Annotated in this window: 14 protein-coding genes; 1 reads left to right on the plus strand and 13 read right to left on the minus strand. The window is 42.4% G+C overall.

The annotated features are described in order from the left end of the window. Positions 1-109 precede the first annotated feature (109 nt). Positions 110-730, plus strand: coding sequence for a JAB domain-containing protein (locus tag ACOOE0_RS14915; RefSeq protein WP_420399702.1), 621 nt, complete (start codon positions 110-112; stop codon positions 728-730). Between the two features lie 10 nt (positions 731-740). Here the strand turns inward: ACOOE0_RS14915 and ACOOE0_RS14920 are convergent, their stop codons facing one another. The 13 genes from ACOOE0_RS14920 to ACOOE0_RS14980 form a co-directional block, all read right to left on the minus strand. Next, complete coding sequence (locus ACOOE0_RS14920; RefSeq protein WP_420399703.1) at positions 741-3,089, minus strand: DGQHR domain-containing protein; 2,349 nt, start codon at positions 3,087-3,089, stop codon at positions 741-743. Continuing rightward, positions 3,090-3,929, minus strand: a complete 840-nt coding sequence (locus ACOOE0_RS14925; protein ID WP_420399704.1) for a DNA adenine methylase — start codon at positions 3,927-3,929, stop codon at positions 3,090-3,092. A gap of 122 nt (positions 3,930-4,051) precedes the next feature. Continuing rightward, complete coding sequence (locus ACOOE0_RS14930) at positions 4,052-4,195, minus strand: ketopantoate reductase family protein (RefSeq protein WP_420399705.1); 144 nt, start codon at positions 4,193-4,195, stop codon at positions 4,052-4,054. A 140-nt stretch (positions 4,196-4,335) separates the two neighbouring features. Further along, on the minus strand, positions 4,336-4,614 hold the full coding sequence (locus tag ACOOE0_RS14935; protein ID WP_420399706.1) for a Txe/YoeB family addiction module toxin: 279 nt from the start codon (positions 4,612-4,614) through the stop codon (positions 4,336-4,338). Beyond that, entirely contained in the window at positions 4,611-4,883 is a 273-nt protein-coding gene (locus ACOOE0_RS14940; RefSeq protein WP_420399707.1) for a type II toxin-antitoxin system Phd/YefM family antitoxin, read from the minus strand. Before ACOOE0_RS14940 ends, ACOOE0_RS14935 begins: the two co-directional genes overlap by 4 nt. Positions 4,884-4,989: 106 nt before the next feature. Beyond that, entirely contained in the window at positions 4,990-5,922 is a 933-nt protein-coding gene (locus tag ACOOE0_RS14945; protein WP_420399708.1) for a ketopantoate reductase family protein, read from the minus strand. A 69-nt stretch (positions 5,923-5,991) separates the two neighbouring features. Continuing rightward, the gene (locus ACOOE0_RS14950; RefSeq protein ID WP_420399709.1) at positions 5,992-6,483 is read right to left on the minus strand and encodes a DinB family protein; all 492 of its coding nucleotides are present in this window, start codon (positions 6,481-6,483) and stop codon (positions 5,992-5,994) included. A 79-nt stretch (positions 6,484-6,562) separates the two neighbouring features. Next, positions 6,563-7,747, minus strand: coding sequence for an exo-beta-N-acetylmuramidase NamZ domain-containing protein (locus ACOOE0_RS14955; RefSeq protein ID WP_420399710.1), 1,185 nt, complete (start codon positions 7,745-7,747; stop codon positions 6,563-6,565). Between the two features lie 111 nt (positions 7,748-7,858). Further along, positions 7,859-9,205, minus strand: coding sequence for a RagB/SusD family nutrient uptake outer membrane protein (locus ACOOE0_RS14960; RefSeq protein ID WP_420399711.1), 1,347 nt, complete (start codon positions 9,203-9,205; stop codon positions 7,859-7,861). Between the two features lie 16 nt (positions 9,206-9,221). After that, the gene (locus ACOOE0_RS14965) at positions 9,222-12,476 is read right to left on the minus strand and encodes a SusC/RagA family TonB-linked outer membrane protein (RefSeq protein ID WP_420399712.1); all 3,255 of its coding nucleotides are present in this window, start codon (positions 12,474-12,476) and stop codon (positions 9,222-9,224) included. 221 nt (positions 12,477-12,697) lie between these two features. Then, positions 12,698-13,921 (minus strand): FecR family protein, encoded by a 1,224-nt coding sequence (locus tag ACOOE0_RS14970; protein WP_420399713.1) that lies wholly within the window; start codon positions 13,919-13,921, stop codon positions 12,698-12,700. Between the two features lie 176 nt (positions 13,922-14,097). Further along, on the minus strand, positions 14,098-14,742 hold the full coding sequence (locus tag ACOOE0_RS14975) for an RNA polymerase sigma factor (protein ID WP_420399714.1): 645 nt from the start codon (positions 14,740-14,742) through the stop codon (positions 14,098-14,100). 133 nt (positions 14,743-14,875) lie between these two features. Then, on the minus strand, positions 14,876-15,568 hold the full coding sequence (locus ACOOE0_RS14980) for a protein-L-isoaspartate(D-aspartate) O-methyltransferase (protein WP_420399715.1): 693 nt from the start codon (positions 15,566-15,568) through the stop codon (positions 14,876-14,878). Between the last annotated feature and the right edge of the window lie 21 nt (positions 15,569-15,589).

The raw sequence follows: 15,589 nt of genomic DNA on the forward strand, positions 1-15,589 counted from the left end.
AAATGTTTTGTGGAACCCAAGTTAAGGTGCGAATAAGTTGTATATAGTTTGTATCTTTTTGGCGCTATTGACCTCTCGCAGCATGCCCCACAAATTTTATATGTAGCGTATGAATGTCCATCTTACCAACGAACAGAAGATTAAGGTCTTAAATTCTGTTGATGTGTACCATGTAATGCAGCAGATATTACTGCGCGAAAACAAGATCCGCCGCAACCAAGAACATTTTTGGGTGGTGGGGCTCAATGGCAAGAACAAGATCCAGTTTATTGAGCTGGTTGCCCTGGGTGCCGTGAATAGGGTAAACGTAGACCCGCCAGATGTGTTTAGAATGGCCATTTACAAACTGGCCTCCAAAGTGATCTTTGTGCACAACCGCCCCAGTGGCTCCTTGGAAATCTCCGAAGGAGACCAGAACGTAACCGACCGTTTGTACAAGGTGGGCAAGCTGATCAATGTTGAGGTGGCAGACCACCTGATCATTACCGAGGACGACTATGCCAGCTTTGCGGACGAGGGCATTATGGATGGAATAAAAAATTCCGGCCTATTTGAAATTATAGGCCCCGAAAGAAAGGAGCTGGAACAATGGAAGATCGATACCGAAAAGAAAAGGGCCGAAAATCAAAAGGCCAAGGACATTGCTACGAAGATGATGGCCAAAGGCTATGATGTTGACACCATTAAAGAGTTAACTGGCCTGAGTGATGATGAGGTGGGGAGGTTGTAGGTTGAATATTCTAGTTTTTATGAAAAAAATCATAAATAGTTTTCAGAAATCCGACTTCATCTTTATTGAGTCTTTTGGTTTTGGTTCCCTCGTGCGCCCATCTGTTTCGGTGAGAATTGAAAACCGAAATCCATTTAATTTTTTCTTCTTTGCTATGAAAACCTAGACCTACATCTATGGAAAATTCTTTTTCAAAGGTCTTGAAATCTTCAGGAATCTGGTTCGGTTTCACAGTCCAATACTTTTTAATGATATCCTTGTAGTCGGTAATAAAAAACATTTCCGTCCAATGCATTTCTTGTCTCCCTAATCCCTCTTTGTACATTCTTTCTATCTCTTGTTTTGCCCTTGCTTCACAATCTCTTTGAATTTTCCCTATCTCAATGTCCCAATTATCACCGAATATTTGTTTTAACTTTTGAATTATCACTTTTTTCATGTGTTGTTCAATCGCAACTCCATATTTCCGTCCTTCTTCTTGTAGCGAATCATCTTGTCTTTCCTTCCAATCAATTAATTCATCAGGTTCATACTCCGAAAAGTTGTCATTTACCAGTTTTTGATAAAATCTAAACCATCTTGTATCAGCCCCTGAACCATATGATGATAACATTGTCTCCTTTTCTTCCTCATTAAGTACTTGCAAACTACTCAATAAAGCAAATAGATACTTCTTTATTGCTTCAAATCTCTTTTCTGGAGATGAGTTTTTAGTAAGGTTTTTTTCTTCATATTCAAATACATTTAAGCTACCAACTAAGCTAATAAAGGCATAAGTTCCTCTGTTGGAGACTATATAGTTTTCATTTTCAAAAATATCCGGAAATTCTTCCTCGACATAGCCATAACATAGGTTGATAAATTCAACAACCTTCTTTTTACATGCCAGCATCTCTTTATTATGATCCAACTTACTTATATCATAAAAACTTGGCTCGGTAGTCTCCGGAATGTAATTATTGCCTTTGGCCGCTGGTAACAAACCACATTTCACAAGAGCGGTTGCAAACGGTCTAAATGCAAGCTCCGAAGCATCCTCTCCTATGGATATTTTAGCATATAATGATCCATTTATATCTTCTGCAAGCTGTTTAATTATACTTGACCTTAATGCCTTAAGCCTAGAATCAACCCTATCAGCGTTCCAATATAAATCCTCTTCCAATGTTAGTCTTAAACTTGAACTTACAGCTTTTTGATTTTGGTTAATATCCATAAAAATCTCCAACTGTTCTGTAGCTGTAAGATCCAAAAATGCAACAACTGGTATGGTATTGCTTTCCTTATATTCTGTCTCGGCATAACCATATACTCGATGTTGACCATCAATTATATAAGCCAAAGCATATGCGTTTGGGATTTTCAACATTCCAAAACGGGACTTCGAATCACTAGATCGAGTTGAACCTTCAAAAACCACTTTGTGCTTTCGTTGGGCAAAGTTTAAGATTACTGAGTTTGGGAAAAAGCCCCCATCGTTAATAAATTTGCTTATGTTTTTTAATCTACTTGGAACTAGAAGTCGTTGATATGTTGGCATCTCGGACTCATTAGCTTTAGTTCTGTGTAATATGAAACCCATTTTGAGCAAAAGATGAGGTTCTATGGAGAACATGTAGTATTTTTTTCCTCCCATATCACCTTCCACCGCTGGAACCTCCACCTTGTCATTATTTATAAGTTGATTTTTAAACAATAATCCAAACAACTGATACTTTGCAGCGCTTTTATAGCTTTTTATTAAACTATTAATGTATTCATATGTGTTATCGTTGTAATAAAAAGATCTTGTTCTAATTAGTCTTTTTATTTCAACACTTTCATTTGAAATTCTCAATTTTCGAGTAGCGAATAAATACTTGATTTTTTTACCTCTTCCAAAAGCTTGCTCAAGAGATTTTTTGAATCCATTCAAACGTATTTCCAACCCTTCAAACTCGGTTTTTAAAGAACTTATTTTTTTGGGTTTTTCGCTTGACCTACATTCTACCAAAAAGATTGTTTCTTCGTCTACAGCAATGACATCAATCTGCTTTTTATCTTCGGGGTTTTTACCATATGGCAATAGAAAATTTTCGTCATAATTTAATGTCCTATATCCAAGCTCATAAAATTGACACCAGATATCGTCTTCAAATTTTTTATTATGGGGTTTGGCCTTACGAAGTCTGGTCTTCGTTTTCATCGGCCTGCCAAACTCTTCCCATCCTTCTTTCAACAAACCATCAACCAAGGAGTGATCAACACTTTTGGTAACATATTTGTTTTTTTTAGATTTATAAAGTTTCCCCAACGTGGATAAATCAGTCACGAGTTTATCCTTGAATTGGTCAATTTCAAATTGTTTTAAAAATGCCATTTAATCAATATTCGTTATGAGCAATTCTTTATATCGCCCGCGCTTGGCATTTTTCCCACCAATCAGAGAAGCTCTGCTCAATTCATAAATTGCTTTAGAATCACCAAAAATCTCTCGAATTTTGTCATGAGCCGCATTGGTAAGAATGTAATAGGCTCCTATTTCATCAATTTTAGATAACAGCCCGTGAAGACGATATTGGTCTTCTAATGAGAATAGTTTTTGGTTATATTTAATAAAACCATTGTTATTGTGTGCAACTGTGTATGGAGGGTCTAAAAAAACTAAATCATTTTTTTGAATATTATCAAGACAATTTGCAAAGTCATCGCTTCTTAAGGTAGTATTCTTAAGTACTTTATTTATTGACTTTAGGTTTTCTTCTTCGATGAAATCTTTTGTTCTAAAGCCGTATGGCACATTGTATTCCCCTTGAAGATTTACCCGATAAATGCCATTAAAAGAGGTTTGGTTCAAATAAATGAATTTCGCTGCTTTTTTAAAGTCATCTGCAAATTTTTTCGCCCTTACCTCATAATAATTCTCCTTAGTGTTTTTGAACATTTTAAGATGTTCTAAGACTTTTTCAACATCATCTTTTACGCATTCATATGTGTGAATCAATTCAGGATTAAAATCATTAAGAAACGAAGTTTTTGTTGGCTGTAAATGAAAGAACACTGCTCCTCCACCTAAAAATAGCTCATGATAGTTGTTGAATCCACCCTCAGGTAGAAACCGTGTCAAATCCTTTAAAAGCCATCTTTTACCACCGGCCCAACGAAGAAACGGTTCACAAGATACTCTTTCGTCTAAAGTGTTTGTGGAAGGATTATTCATATTTGGTCAGGTAAATCCAAAGATATAAAATTCCTACAAATATGTAGTCCTCTAATACATCACACTCCTCCAGTCCATGAACCCTTATTCATTTATCCAATATTTCCTACAATAATGTCCTTTTAAATCCCAGTAAACAATTTTTGGTAGGTTGGCACCTCAACGCCTAAGTTTTCCGCCGCCTCAACCACATAACCTACTAAGCTCTCCACTTCAGTATCGGCTTTTTTGTTTAGGAAATCAGAATGTAAAGAAGAGGTGGCCATTTGGGATAAACTTTTTAGGAGGCCCATTGTCATTCCGCACGGGATGCGGAATCCAAACCTTATTCCAATGGATTCCTGCTTTGCGCCACCGCTAAAGCTTTTGGCGGCACGCGGTCGCAGGAATGACAATCTGTAGTGCCCTATTTCTCATCATAATGAAACCTGCATTGGATGATAGTACATTGTTGGTCAACCCCCTTTTTGCCGGTTACCTTATATACCAATCGGTGCTCTCCGGTAATTCTTCTAGACCAAAAACCTTTTAGCCCGTGCCTTAACGGCTCGGGCTTGCCCAACCCTTTAAAAGGGTTTTGTTTTACGGATCTAATAAGCTCCTTTATTTTGATGGCGGTATCGGTATCGGTTTCCAGCCAATAGCCAAAATCTTCCCATCCGTGGGCGGTAAAACTAATATTCATTCAGGGGTGGCTTCAATTTCGTCTTCGTTGTATTGGATCAAATCCCCATTATTTATTTGTTCCATAGATTCCCTAAGCCTTTCCCTATTGGCCTTTGTGGATAATAAATGTTCCGTTTCCTTCAGCGCATTGTACTCACTGATCGGCATGATCACCACGGCATCTTCCTCTTTGCTTCTGGGCACCACAATGATCTCCAAAGATTTGGAGACGAAGTCAAAATGCTTCTTCATGTTTTTTCGCAAAGCGGATATGGTTATGGCTCTCATGAGAACGGATTAAAATGTACATAATTTTGTACATGTAAACGTACAAAATATATGCCAGAAATACAAGTGCAAGGTTTTTTGTGACCACTAGTGCTGAACCAACATACTACTCTCTTCCTTGGATTTCTGTATACAATTTCTGGTAAGTTGGCACCCCAACACTAAAGTGTTGTGCTACGGTAACCACATAACCTACTAAGCTCGCTACTTCAGTATAAGCTTTTTTGTTTTGGAAATCGGAGTGTAAAGAAGAGGTTGCCGTACCGGGCAGGCTTTCCAGTTTGGCCAATACTTTTTCGGGCATATTGCTGGAGATGGTAATGCCCTTTGCCTGGGCCACTTGGGCCACTTCGTTTACCAGGGCTATTACGGTGTTTCGTTTGTCGGTATCCGCCAATATGGGGGCCACAGGGGCATCAAAATAAGTGGTGGCCGTAGCCATTACGGAGATAAAGACAAACTTTTCCCAGATCACCTTTTCAATATGTGGGGTCAGGGTCACCGCTACCCCAGCCTTTCGTAATAGGTTCTCCAGGGCATATAGTCGGGCATCGGAGCCACCTTCCATCCCAAAGAACAGCTTTTTAATGTTACCCAGGTTCTCCACCACCCCAGGGCGGGACAGGCGGGCAATAATGTACACACAGCCATCGCACACCAAATTGTTGGGTAACAATTTTTGGATGCGATCCCTACAGTCCACCCCGTTGAGCAGGGGCAAGATCACCGTTTGTGGGCCAATACAGGGAGCCAATTGTTCTATGGTCTGCTCCAGATCATAGCTTTTGGTGCAGACAATAATGTAGTCCACCTCGCCTATTTCACTGGCATTGTCCGAGGCCAGTTTAGGAACGGCCACAAATTGTTCCTCGCTCTCAATAACCTTTAAGCCAGCCTCCTGGATTTTCTCTAAATGGGCACCTCGAGCCAAAAAGCTCACCTCTACCCTCGGGCTATGCTCAAACTGTTTGGCTAGCAGGCCTCCAAAGAAGCCGCCCACCCCTCCTATTCCGGCAATCAAGATTCGTGTAGCACCCATAATTTTCCCATTTGAAAACGTCGCTTGAAATTAAGCATATTTCCGCAGTCAATGGCAGCCCAAAAGACGCTACAGATACTTTTCTTTTAGAATGTTGATATGGTGCAACTCGTGCCCAATAATGGTTCGTAGAAAATCGGAAAGGGATATCTCCTGATTCTTGGCCTTGCCCTTGATTTGCAGTTGCTCTGTGGAAAGGGAACACACAAAACTGTGACTGGCCTTTCTCACATTTTTGTAATCGGTAAGCAGTTCTTGGAAGGATTGTTCAGCAAACCTAGCGTTTTGCACCAAAGCCTCTTGATCATACCCCCAAAGTTGCAGTTGTTGGTTACGGCTCAACCAAAAGGCACGGCTCATTTTGATCCGTTCATGATCCACAATATGCCCCACTACCTGCTTGATGCTCCATTTGCCCGGCGCATACCGGAAGGTGGACTTTTCCTCACTGATCGTTTCCAAAAATGAGAGCGTGGCCGTTGATGCAAAAAGGGTCTGGCAATCGGAATTGCCAGCCAGATCCAGATAATACGGAAATCCATCTTTGGGTGAATATGTCATGGTCTGCAAAAGGGTTATTTGGATTCTTGCCAATGGAAAGATAAGGCCTTTACCCGCACCTACCAACCATGATCATTTGTTAATACAGCTTGATGGCCTCAAAACTCTTTTTGTACTCTTCCAAGTGTTCAAAAGCATCAAGCGCCGCAACAGAATCATTGCGTTCCACCCATTTTCTGAGCTTGTCCGTACCGTTGATCACATCTATGGGGTTTTGGTCATAGTTGTATTCGTAAGGCGGCTGTTTCCATTTAAAATCCTCCCCAAGCACATGGTACAACTCCCTGATCACAAACTGCCCTACCCTCCAGGGTTTAAAGGTCTTCCTGTCCGTCACATGAATTTGGAACCCGCCGCAGACCGTGTTCCCATGTTTTTGAAAGGTGGGCAAAAAGGTTATGGGCCTCAGCTCAAATCCTTGTAGTTTGGATGCCTTTATGCTTTTGGAAATTTGGTTGTCATATAAAGAATAAGGTTCAATTTTTGGGTGTCCCACAATCTCCAAGGGCTGCGAGGTACCGCGACCTTCACTCAGCTGGGTACCCTCCAAAAAAACCGTGGCTGGAAAGGTGATGGTGCTCTCAGGCCTTGCAATATTAGGCGATGGTAAAAACCAAGGCAGGCCGGTATCCTCAAAATACATGGCCCTGTCCCAATGTTTCATTTGAATCACCTCAAGCTTTGCTTTCTTCTTGGCCCACAGTTTTTGGTGCATCAACCCCACCTCACCTATGGTGAGTGCATGGCGAATGGGCAGGGGATGCAGTCCCACAAAGGAAACAAAATCAGCTTCCACCAGATTCCCCTCCATATCTTCCCCGTTAATGGGGTTGGGACGATCCAGTACGATTACCTGAATATCCTTGTCGGCACATTTCTCCAACAAAAGGGTAAGTGTGTAGATATAAGTGTAGATCCTACAGCCTACGTCCTGTAGATCCACAAAGATATGGTCAATGTCCTCCAACATTTCATCCGTTGGAATCCGCGTTTCCGAATAGAGGGAATAAACCGGAATTTGAAAATAGGGATGTATGGTATGGTCGGTCTCCACCATATTGTCCTGTACATCAGTAGAAAAACCATGTTGGGGGCCAAACAGTTTTATAAATCGGGGGCCAAACATTTCCTTAAACCGAATGGTGGCATGGGTATAGGTGCTATCCACGGATGCGTTATGGCACAGCAGGGCCACCTTGCCCTTATATTGTTGCTGAAGACTTTTGTCCCGGGTCAGAACATCAAGACCTGATAAGACTTTCATTTGTTCGTTGTTTTGGTTGAATTCAGTTTAGTGTAGTCAGGAATTGTACGGGGACAACTGGATCGTTGCCCCCGCACAGTAACTAAACTAACTACTCAAAACTTATCTTTCTTAAATCGAAGGGTTTGCCGGTGTGTTCGGATTGTTCTCCCTTTCAATGGTTGGGTATGGATAAAAATTCCTGTTTCGCTCGTTGGTGGTATTGGCCGCCTGCGGAACGGAGAAATCTGGATAAAATCGCTTGTGATCTCCCCAACGTAATCCGGTCAAGAACAATTCTATAGCCCGGTTCTTATATATCTCATCCATTACTTCGGATTGGCTTCCTGCGTCTCCTCCCCAAGCAGGAAGGTTGGCATTCACCCCCAATGGATCGTCTGTTTTTTGACGTACTAGATTGATTTGGGTCACTGCATTACCCAGCTGATTTTGTCTGGCATAGGCTTCCGCCTTGTTCAGTATCATTTCCCCAGGCAGATAAATAGGGAACGGAGCCGTATTGGTGGCTGCAAAGCCCAACATCTCGCTAATGGCCTGCCCTCCAGCATCGTCATTGGCAAAGCCAGCATCAGCACCTAAGTAAAAGGCAATGCGCCCGTCACCCACTTCTGGAACAAAAGCGCCCAACAAACCAAAATTGGTCTGTGGCTTTAAATCCGTAGAGTTTACGGTTCTGTTCCAAATGGGATTTTGGTTGTTGGCATCAAAAATCCACATGGAATTGGTGGCATCGCTATCGTTCAAAACTGCATCTGCAGCAGCTATGGATTCCGCATAATTCCCAGCCCATAAATGGTATCTGGACAGGTGTGCATTAATAACCTTGGTCAAACTCAAATCCGTCCACAAAACAGCGGATGCAAAATCATCTGAAACTGCGGTTCCTGCTAATTCATCCCTTGCTTCCTGCAAAAGTGCTATGCTCTCCGCCAACACTGCAGCCCGATCACTAAAAGGTGCCGCGCCGTCCGCGGCATTGTTGATGGGCACTTCCTCAAACATCTGAACCATGGCTCCCAAACACATGGCCTTGAACAGATTGCCATAGGCCAGAAGTCCACTTCGGGTACCTGCTGTGAGTTCCACGGTATTGGCACCCTCGATCAAGGATTCGGCCATTCCCTTGGCTCTTAGCAAATTCACCCAAGGATTGGTGATACCACCACTTTCCGCAGGTAGTTCCGCCCCACCTTTGGCCAACTCATTAATATTCAAAAAGGTGTTGGTAACACCAAGCTCCCTAGTGGTAATCCCAGGGGCTTCAACCACTTGTCGCAATGCGGTTACGGAATAATATTGTCTAATTCCCGTGGCCAAGGCAAAGAGTCCGTCCTTGGTTTGCAAGACCACATCTTCTGTTGGGTTATTGGGATTCTCAAATTCTGTGTCACAGGCTACAAACAAACCCGCAACGACTAGAAAAGCACCTACTATAGTATATATCTTGATATTTTTCATCTTTCAATTTTTTGGATTAGAATGTAGCTGTTATACCAAACCTGATGACCGCTGGGATGGGAATCAATCCCATAATCCCTCCTCTGGATCCATTGCTTTGGGCATCAATGTTCACCTCAGGATCATAACTCGAAAAGTCATCAATGGAGAACAGGTTCCGTCCGGTCAAGGAGAATTGGAAACTTTCCACTCCCGTAAATGGCTCACGCAACAAATAGCCCAAGGAAATCTCCCGAAGCTTGATGTAGGAACCATCCTCTATATAGGATTCCGCGATACCAAAATTGGCACTTCCGGTTCCCCTTACTGCATCACCCCGCAATTCTGCGGCTGTGGCAGGGCCACCTCCAAAGCGATAGAACATCCGCTGATCCCAGCTCAAAATATCCACTCCTTGAACGGCATCCAACTGCATTCTAAAGGAGAAATCCTTGTACTTCAACTCATTGATCAGGGAAGCGATGAAATCTGGATTGGGATCCCCGATCACCTTACTTAGGTTAGCACCGCTAGGTTGTCCGTTAGCGTCCCTTTCCGGAACAGGATTCCCGTCAGCATCAAAACTACCTTTCTCCCGTTGCGGCAATCCTTCAGGAGTCAAGAGCAAACTGCCATCAGGATTCCTGGCATAAAAGCCTTGGTAAAACACACCTAAAGGCTGTCCGTTCTTTGCAACGGAGAATCCAAAATTCCCGATGCCAAACTGCTCCCCGGCTATATCATTCACCTCATTTCTATTGGAGGAATAGGTTCCGGTTATGGACCAGCTAAAATTGTTGGTCTGGATAGGGGTTGCCGTGATCATGGCCTCAAACCCTCGGTTGGTCATGGTTCCAATATTTTCAACCCTTGATCCTGCCCCTGTACTTGGAGACAAGGTCCTGGCCAACAAAAGATCTTCAATATCTTGCTTGTAATAGGTTAGCTCCAACCCCACTCTATTATCAAACAAGGCCATGTCCACACCAAATTCCAGCTCGGTTTGGCGTTCTGGTTTTAGATCTGGATTACCCAGGCGGGTTGGCGCAATTAAACCTGAATTTCCATCAATGCTGATGGCGGCATAATTGGACAATCTGTCAAAAGGACCAATGGCGGTAAGGTTACCGGCCTGCCCCCATGCCCCTCTCAGCTTAAAGCTGTTGAACACGTTGGACAGATTATCAATCCAAAAATCCTCTTCCGAAATTAGATAGGATGCACTCGCCTTAGGATAAAATTGGTTGCGCTCGTCCGCTCCAAATACCGAAGATCCGTCCAAACGGATAGCACCTGTAAGGAAGAGCTTGTTGTCCAGCCCGAAGGTCTGCTGCAAGAAACCTCCCCAGAAGGTTCGCTCACTGCGGTTTTCATTGGTGGTGATGGAAGCCGCCCCATTGGTGGTTCGCACGCCCAAGGCCAATCCTGTTCCTTGTATGGAACGAAGGATGTTTTCATCGGCCTGCCAAGAGAAACCAGCTGTGGTGGTTGATTTCAGATTGTCTGAAATCAATTTATCATAAGAAGCATTCAAATCGCTGTTGAACAGCTTGGTGCTGATCGTGGTGGTACTGGCACTACCCAACGGCACAGTTGTGGTTCCAATGGGCACATACCTCGTTCCTCTGGATTCTGCATTATCATACCCCAAGGTGTAATTAATCTTAAGGTCTTTGGTTGGCGATAAATTGATTTGCAGATCACTGATCGTTCTGTTGTTGGTCTGTTGAAAATCGAAAGTTTCCAAATACTCCAGAATGTTGGGGTAAAAGGTCATCTGGGGATAGTTCCCGTTTTCATCAGGTGCTGGATTTATAGTGTTGTTCGTAAAAAGAATGGTCTGCAAAACCCCAAAGCCGTACCCTCCGTTGGGGACATCGTTACTGTGGCTTGTGGAAAAGTACATTCCAGCGGATGCAGATGCCCAGTCATTAAATTTTTGATTGATGCGAATTCTACCACCTTCCCTTTCATAATCGGTGGATTTCATGATTCCCTCGTTCTTTAAGTACGAAAGCGAGGCAAAATAATCGGTGTTTTCATTACCTCCCGAAATGGAAACATAATTGTCCGTTCCAGTGGAATTTTGAAAAACCATGTCCTGATAGTCATAACGAGTAACCGATTCTGTACTGAGGTCCGTGATATCGGTGGATGTCCAGTCCAAGGGTTCTTCATTAAACTCCCTTTTCTTCCTCAGGTAATTTAAATTGACACTGGTGGCCACCTTGATTACGGGTTTCCCTGATCTTCCTTTTTTGGTAAAAATCTGAACCACCCCGTTGCTCGCTCTGGAACCGTAGATGGCAGCAGCAGCGGCTCCCTTAATGACCTCCACCCTATCAATATCCTGAGGGTTGATGTCCGATAGTCGGTTCTGTACCACACTGGTCACATCCAAAACATTGGTAGAGTTATTGTTTACAATAACCCCATCAATAATGTACAACGGGTCGGAACTACCATTAACGGTACTGGCACTTCGCAACCTAACACTGATACCCGCCGCAGGATCTCCAGAGTTTTGGGACACCTGAATCCCTGCTAGCTTACCGGAAAGCGCCCCTGTAATGTCAACAGCGCCTGAAGCTGCAATATCGGTTCCCTCAACACTTGAAATGGTGTTACCAATTTGCTTTTTGGCGGTCAAAGCCCCTACACCCGTAATTACTACTTGGTCCAAGCCCAAAATGTCGGTACCTAAGGTAACGTCGTTCGTAACGTCGGTTTGAGAGCCCAAGGTCACCGTAATTTCTTGGGTGGTGAAGCCCAACGACCTAAAAATAAGTACGTAGTCGCCTGAATCAAGGTCTGCCTGCAACACGTAATTTCCTGAAAAGTCCGTAATCGCTCCCTGATTGGTTCCCTCAATCTGTACTGTAACACCTGGAAGCGGATCCCCTATTTCATCGGTTACGGTACCAGAAAGGCTGTACGTTTGTTGTAATTCCAATTTTGGAGCTGGAGCCTTGGGTGTCGGCGCATCGTCTTGGTTCCTCGTCAATACGATTTGACGATCAATTATTTTGTAAAGGACATTGCCATAAGGAAAGAGCTTACCGAGCACCTTGCGTATCTCTTGTCTTTTGACCTTAATGTCAATTTTCCGATCCAAATTCAGCTCCTCCCTGCTATAGAAGAACTTAAATTCGGTTTTGGATTCTATCTCCTCAATAATCCTGGAGATAGGAGCATCTTTTAAATCTAGATCAATCTTGACTTTTTGCGAGTAATTCGGTTCTGCCTTTAGCTGAAAAAGGGCCACCATGAAAAACAAGAGTGAAAATTTCATTTTGAGATCTAGTTTCGGTAAGACGCGGGAACATCTCACCAATGAGTTCATTAGTTTTTTCATAATTTTGTTTGATTTTTGTTGATTCTTACGACTTAGATCAAATCTTAATCGGGAAGTGCGGGAACACTTTCCGATTTTTTGGTTCTTAGGGTGTTCAATTCATAGATAGTAGTTTTAGTTGTTTTTTGTCAGCTCTTTTCTTGTGCGCTGAAATAGCACTACAAAATTTCCTGTTCCTTGTTGATTATAATAGTGTTCGTGTCCTGATTGATGGTATAGGTAAACGGAGTATGCTCCTGAAAAATTCGTAGTATTTGATCCAATGATTCTTTGGAGAAAGTCCCTGTGAACTTTTTTGCATCCAACTTATGGTATTCATTGGAAATGGTTACATCAAAATGTCGTTGTAATTCTTTTAAGATCAACTCAAAGCGATCATCCACAAAAAAGAGTTCTCCTTTGGTCCAAGCGGTATATTTCTGAACATTCACCTGATCCACTGCTATGGCTCCCTCTTTAAAAACAGCTCGCCCCCCAGGAACCAGTGTAATGGGTTTTTGCCCTTCAGCATTGTTTGATTTGTATACACCGACGCTACCCTCCACCAACACCGTGGAAGTATTGTTTTCATTTTTGTAACTGGAAACATTGAATTCTGTCCCATAAACGCTGGTGTTCATGTCATCCGTTATCACCGTAAAGGGTCTAGCCTGATCCTTTTCCACAGAAAAATAGGCTTCCCCATCCAGATAAACATCCCTGGGTTTGTCTTTTAAAAAGCTTACAGGGTATCTGAGTTTTGACCCAGAATTTAAAAAGACATGGGAGCCATCAGAAAGTAGCAACTCAAACTTTTTGCCATAGGGAACGGAAAGTTGGTTATAGGTAAGTGTTTCCGCTTCTTGCTTGCCTTCGTTGTTGTACAAAAGCATGTTCTGCTTTTGGTTAACTACTTGGTTTCCTTTGGTGTTGGTTATAATTCCTGAAGAAGTATCGTCCAAAACCTTAATGGTTCCATCTTCCAACTCCAAGGTAATCACTGGGGTATCTGACTCTATCACCTGCTCCTGCTTGTTGAACAATCCGATTTGATACACCATATAGGAGGTTGCCAACAAACCGATAAAAACAGCGGCTATTTTTAGCACATAGCCCCTTTTTGATCCCCTAGATGGTCTTGGAACAAATACCCTGTCCCCATCCCTACGCCGTTGGATAACATTTTGCCACATGGTATCAAAATCGTCATCGGTGAGATTTTCCTCGTCAAAATCCATAAGCTGTATGAATCGTATCGCATTTTGGACAAGTTCTTTTTTCTCTGGATTGGCGGTCATCCAATTCTGCCAAAAATTGGATGTCATTTCATCTGGGTTCAGCACCCATTTTTGAAAGTACTCGTCTTTGATGAAATCTTCTTCGGTGTAGTTGGCGTACTTCATTTAATCTTGAATCAAGCAGAAAGAATCTGTTGTTTTCTAACAAGAGAGCGAAAATGCGATTAGTACCCCATGTAAAATGAGAAATTTTTCAATGGAAAACATAAATATCTGTTATACAGTTAATTAGTTTAACTCAATTAAAGTAAAAAAAGGAGTGGGATAACAAGGTGGGATAATCAATTCTGCAAAGCGGACACTATCAGCAAAGGGATAGCTCCCATATATTTTCTAAGAAAATGTATCGCTCTTCCCATGAGTTTATACGTTCCTTTGTTGCTCAACGACATGATTTCCGCAATCTCAGCATAACTTAAAAGGGCATAATATTTAAGGTAGATGATTTCCCTTTGGCGATCCGTAAGCTTTTTGACAGCCTCTTTTAAATGCTGTTTTTGTAAATCAAATTCTTGCTTTTCTGCCAAGCTATGAGCCCTGGCCTGAACAATTGGTTCAGAAGCAATCGTAAATTTTGCGTTGTCGTACAGCTTTCTGCTTCGGACTGTTTCCGAAATCACCTTTCGCCTTAACGATTTAATGAGATACGATTTAATGGACTTTACGTTTCCCAGACGATGCTTGGTATCCCAGATTTCTATAAAAAGATTTTGAATACAGTCTTTGACCAAGTTTTTGTCCTTGACCAACTTTAGGCCATAATTGTAGAGTAAAGGAACGTTGTCCCTATAGATTTGCGCAAATGCTGCTTCGCTTCCAGATTGGAATTCTTTCCATAACTGGGAATCCTCAAATTTTGGCTCACCAATAGATTTGGACGCATGTTGACTTTTTGCATCCTCAGTCGTGAGCTTGGGTCGATGCACTGATTTTAAAGGCAAAACAACAAGTAGTAGTTAGTTTTATTGCGTTAAGTTATAAAATAATCCGTTCAATCAATGACACTTGTTTAACTGAAATTTAAACTACGTTTGAATAAATCAATTATGGTGAAGTATATCACTCCTCCCGTGTAAAAGGAACAAAGCGTACCGCCATCACATTTCTTTTGACCACTTTATTTTTCTTTTTAGTTATCAGGACCAATTGCCGCACTTGATTGTGTGGCCCGACCGGAATGATCATCCTTCCTCCTACTTTCAGCTGGTCGATTAGAGGCTGTGGAATGTATTCAGCACCCGCTGTGACCATGATGGCATCAAAAGGCGCTTTATCTGGCCAGCCATTATAGCCATCTCCTCTTCTTACAACAACATTGGAATAGTTCAAATTTCGTAATCGCTGCTTGGCGATTTGGGCAAGCTCCTCAACAATCTCTATGGTATAAACAGAATCCACAATCTTGGCAAGTACCGCCGCCTGATATCCTGATCCAGTTCCAATTTCCAATACCCTATCGTCCTTCCTTAATCGTAGTGCTTGGGTCATATAGGCCACAATATAGGGTTGGGAAATGGTCTGTCCATTTCCGATAGGCAAAGGATTGTCATTATAGGCAAAAGCTTTCAAATCCTCGGGGACAAATAGGTGTCGGGGTACATTTAAAAGGGCGTAAAGTGTGGCCAGGTTATCTATGCCCCTAGCCTTTATCTGGGTTTCCACCATCTGCTTTCTTTGGGCCGTATAGTTGTTTTGTCCAAGCAATGCATGGGACATCAGGAAAGAAAACAAGATGACAACTGCCCTAATCATGGCCAACAAGATGAATTGATA

The sequence above is a fragment of the Flagellimonas sp. genome (genome assembly GCF_965215805.1).
Lineage (GTDB): Bacteria > Bacteroidota > Bacteroidia > Flavobacteriales > Flavobacteriaceae > Flagellimonas.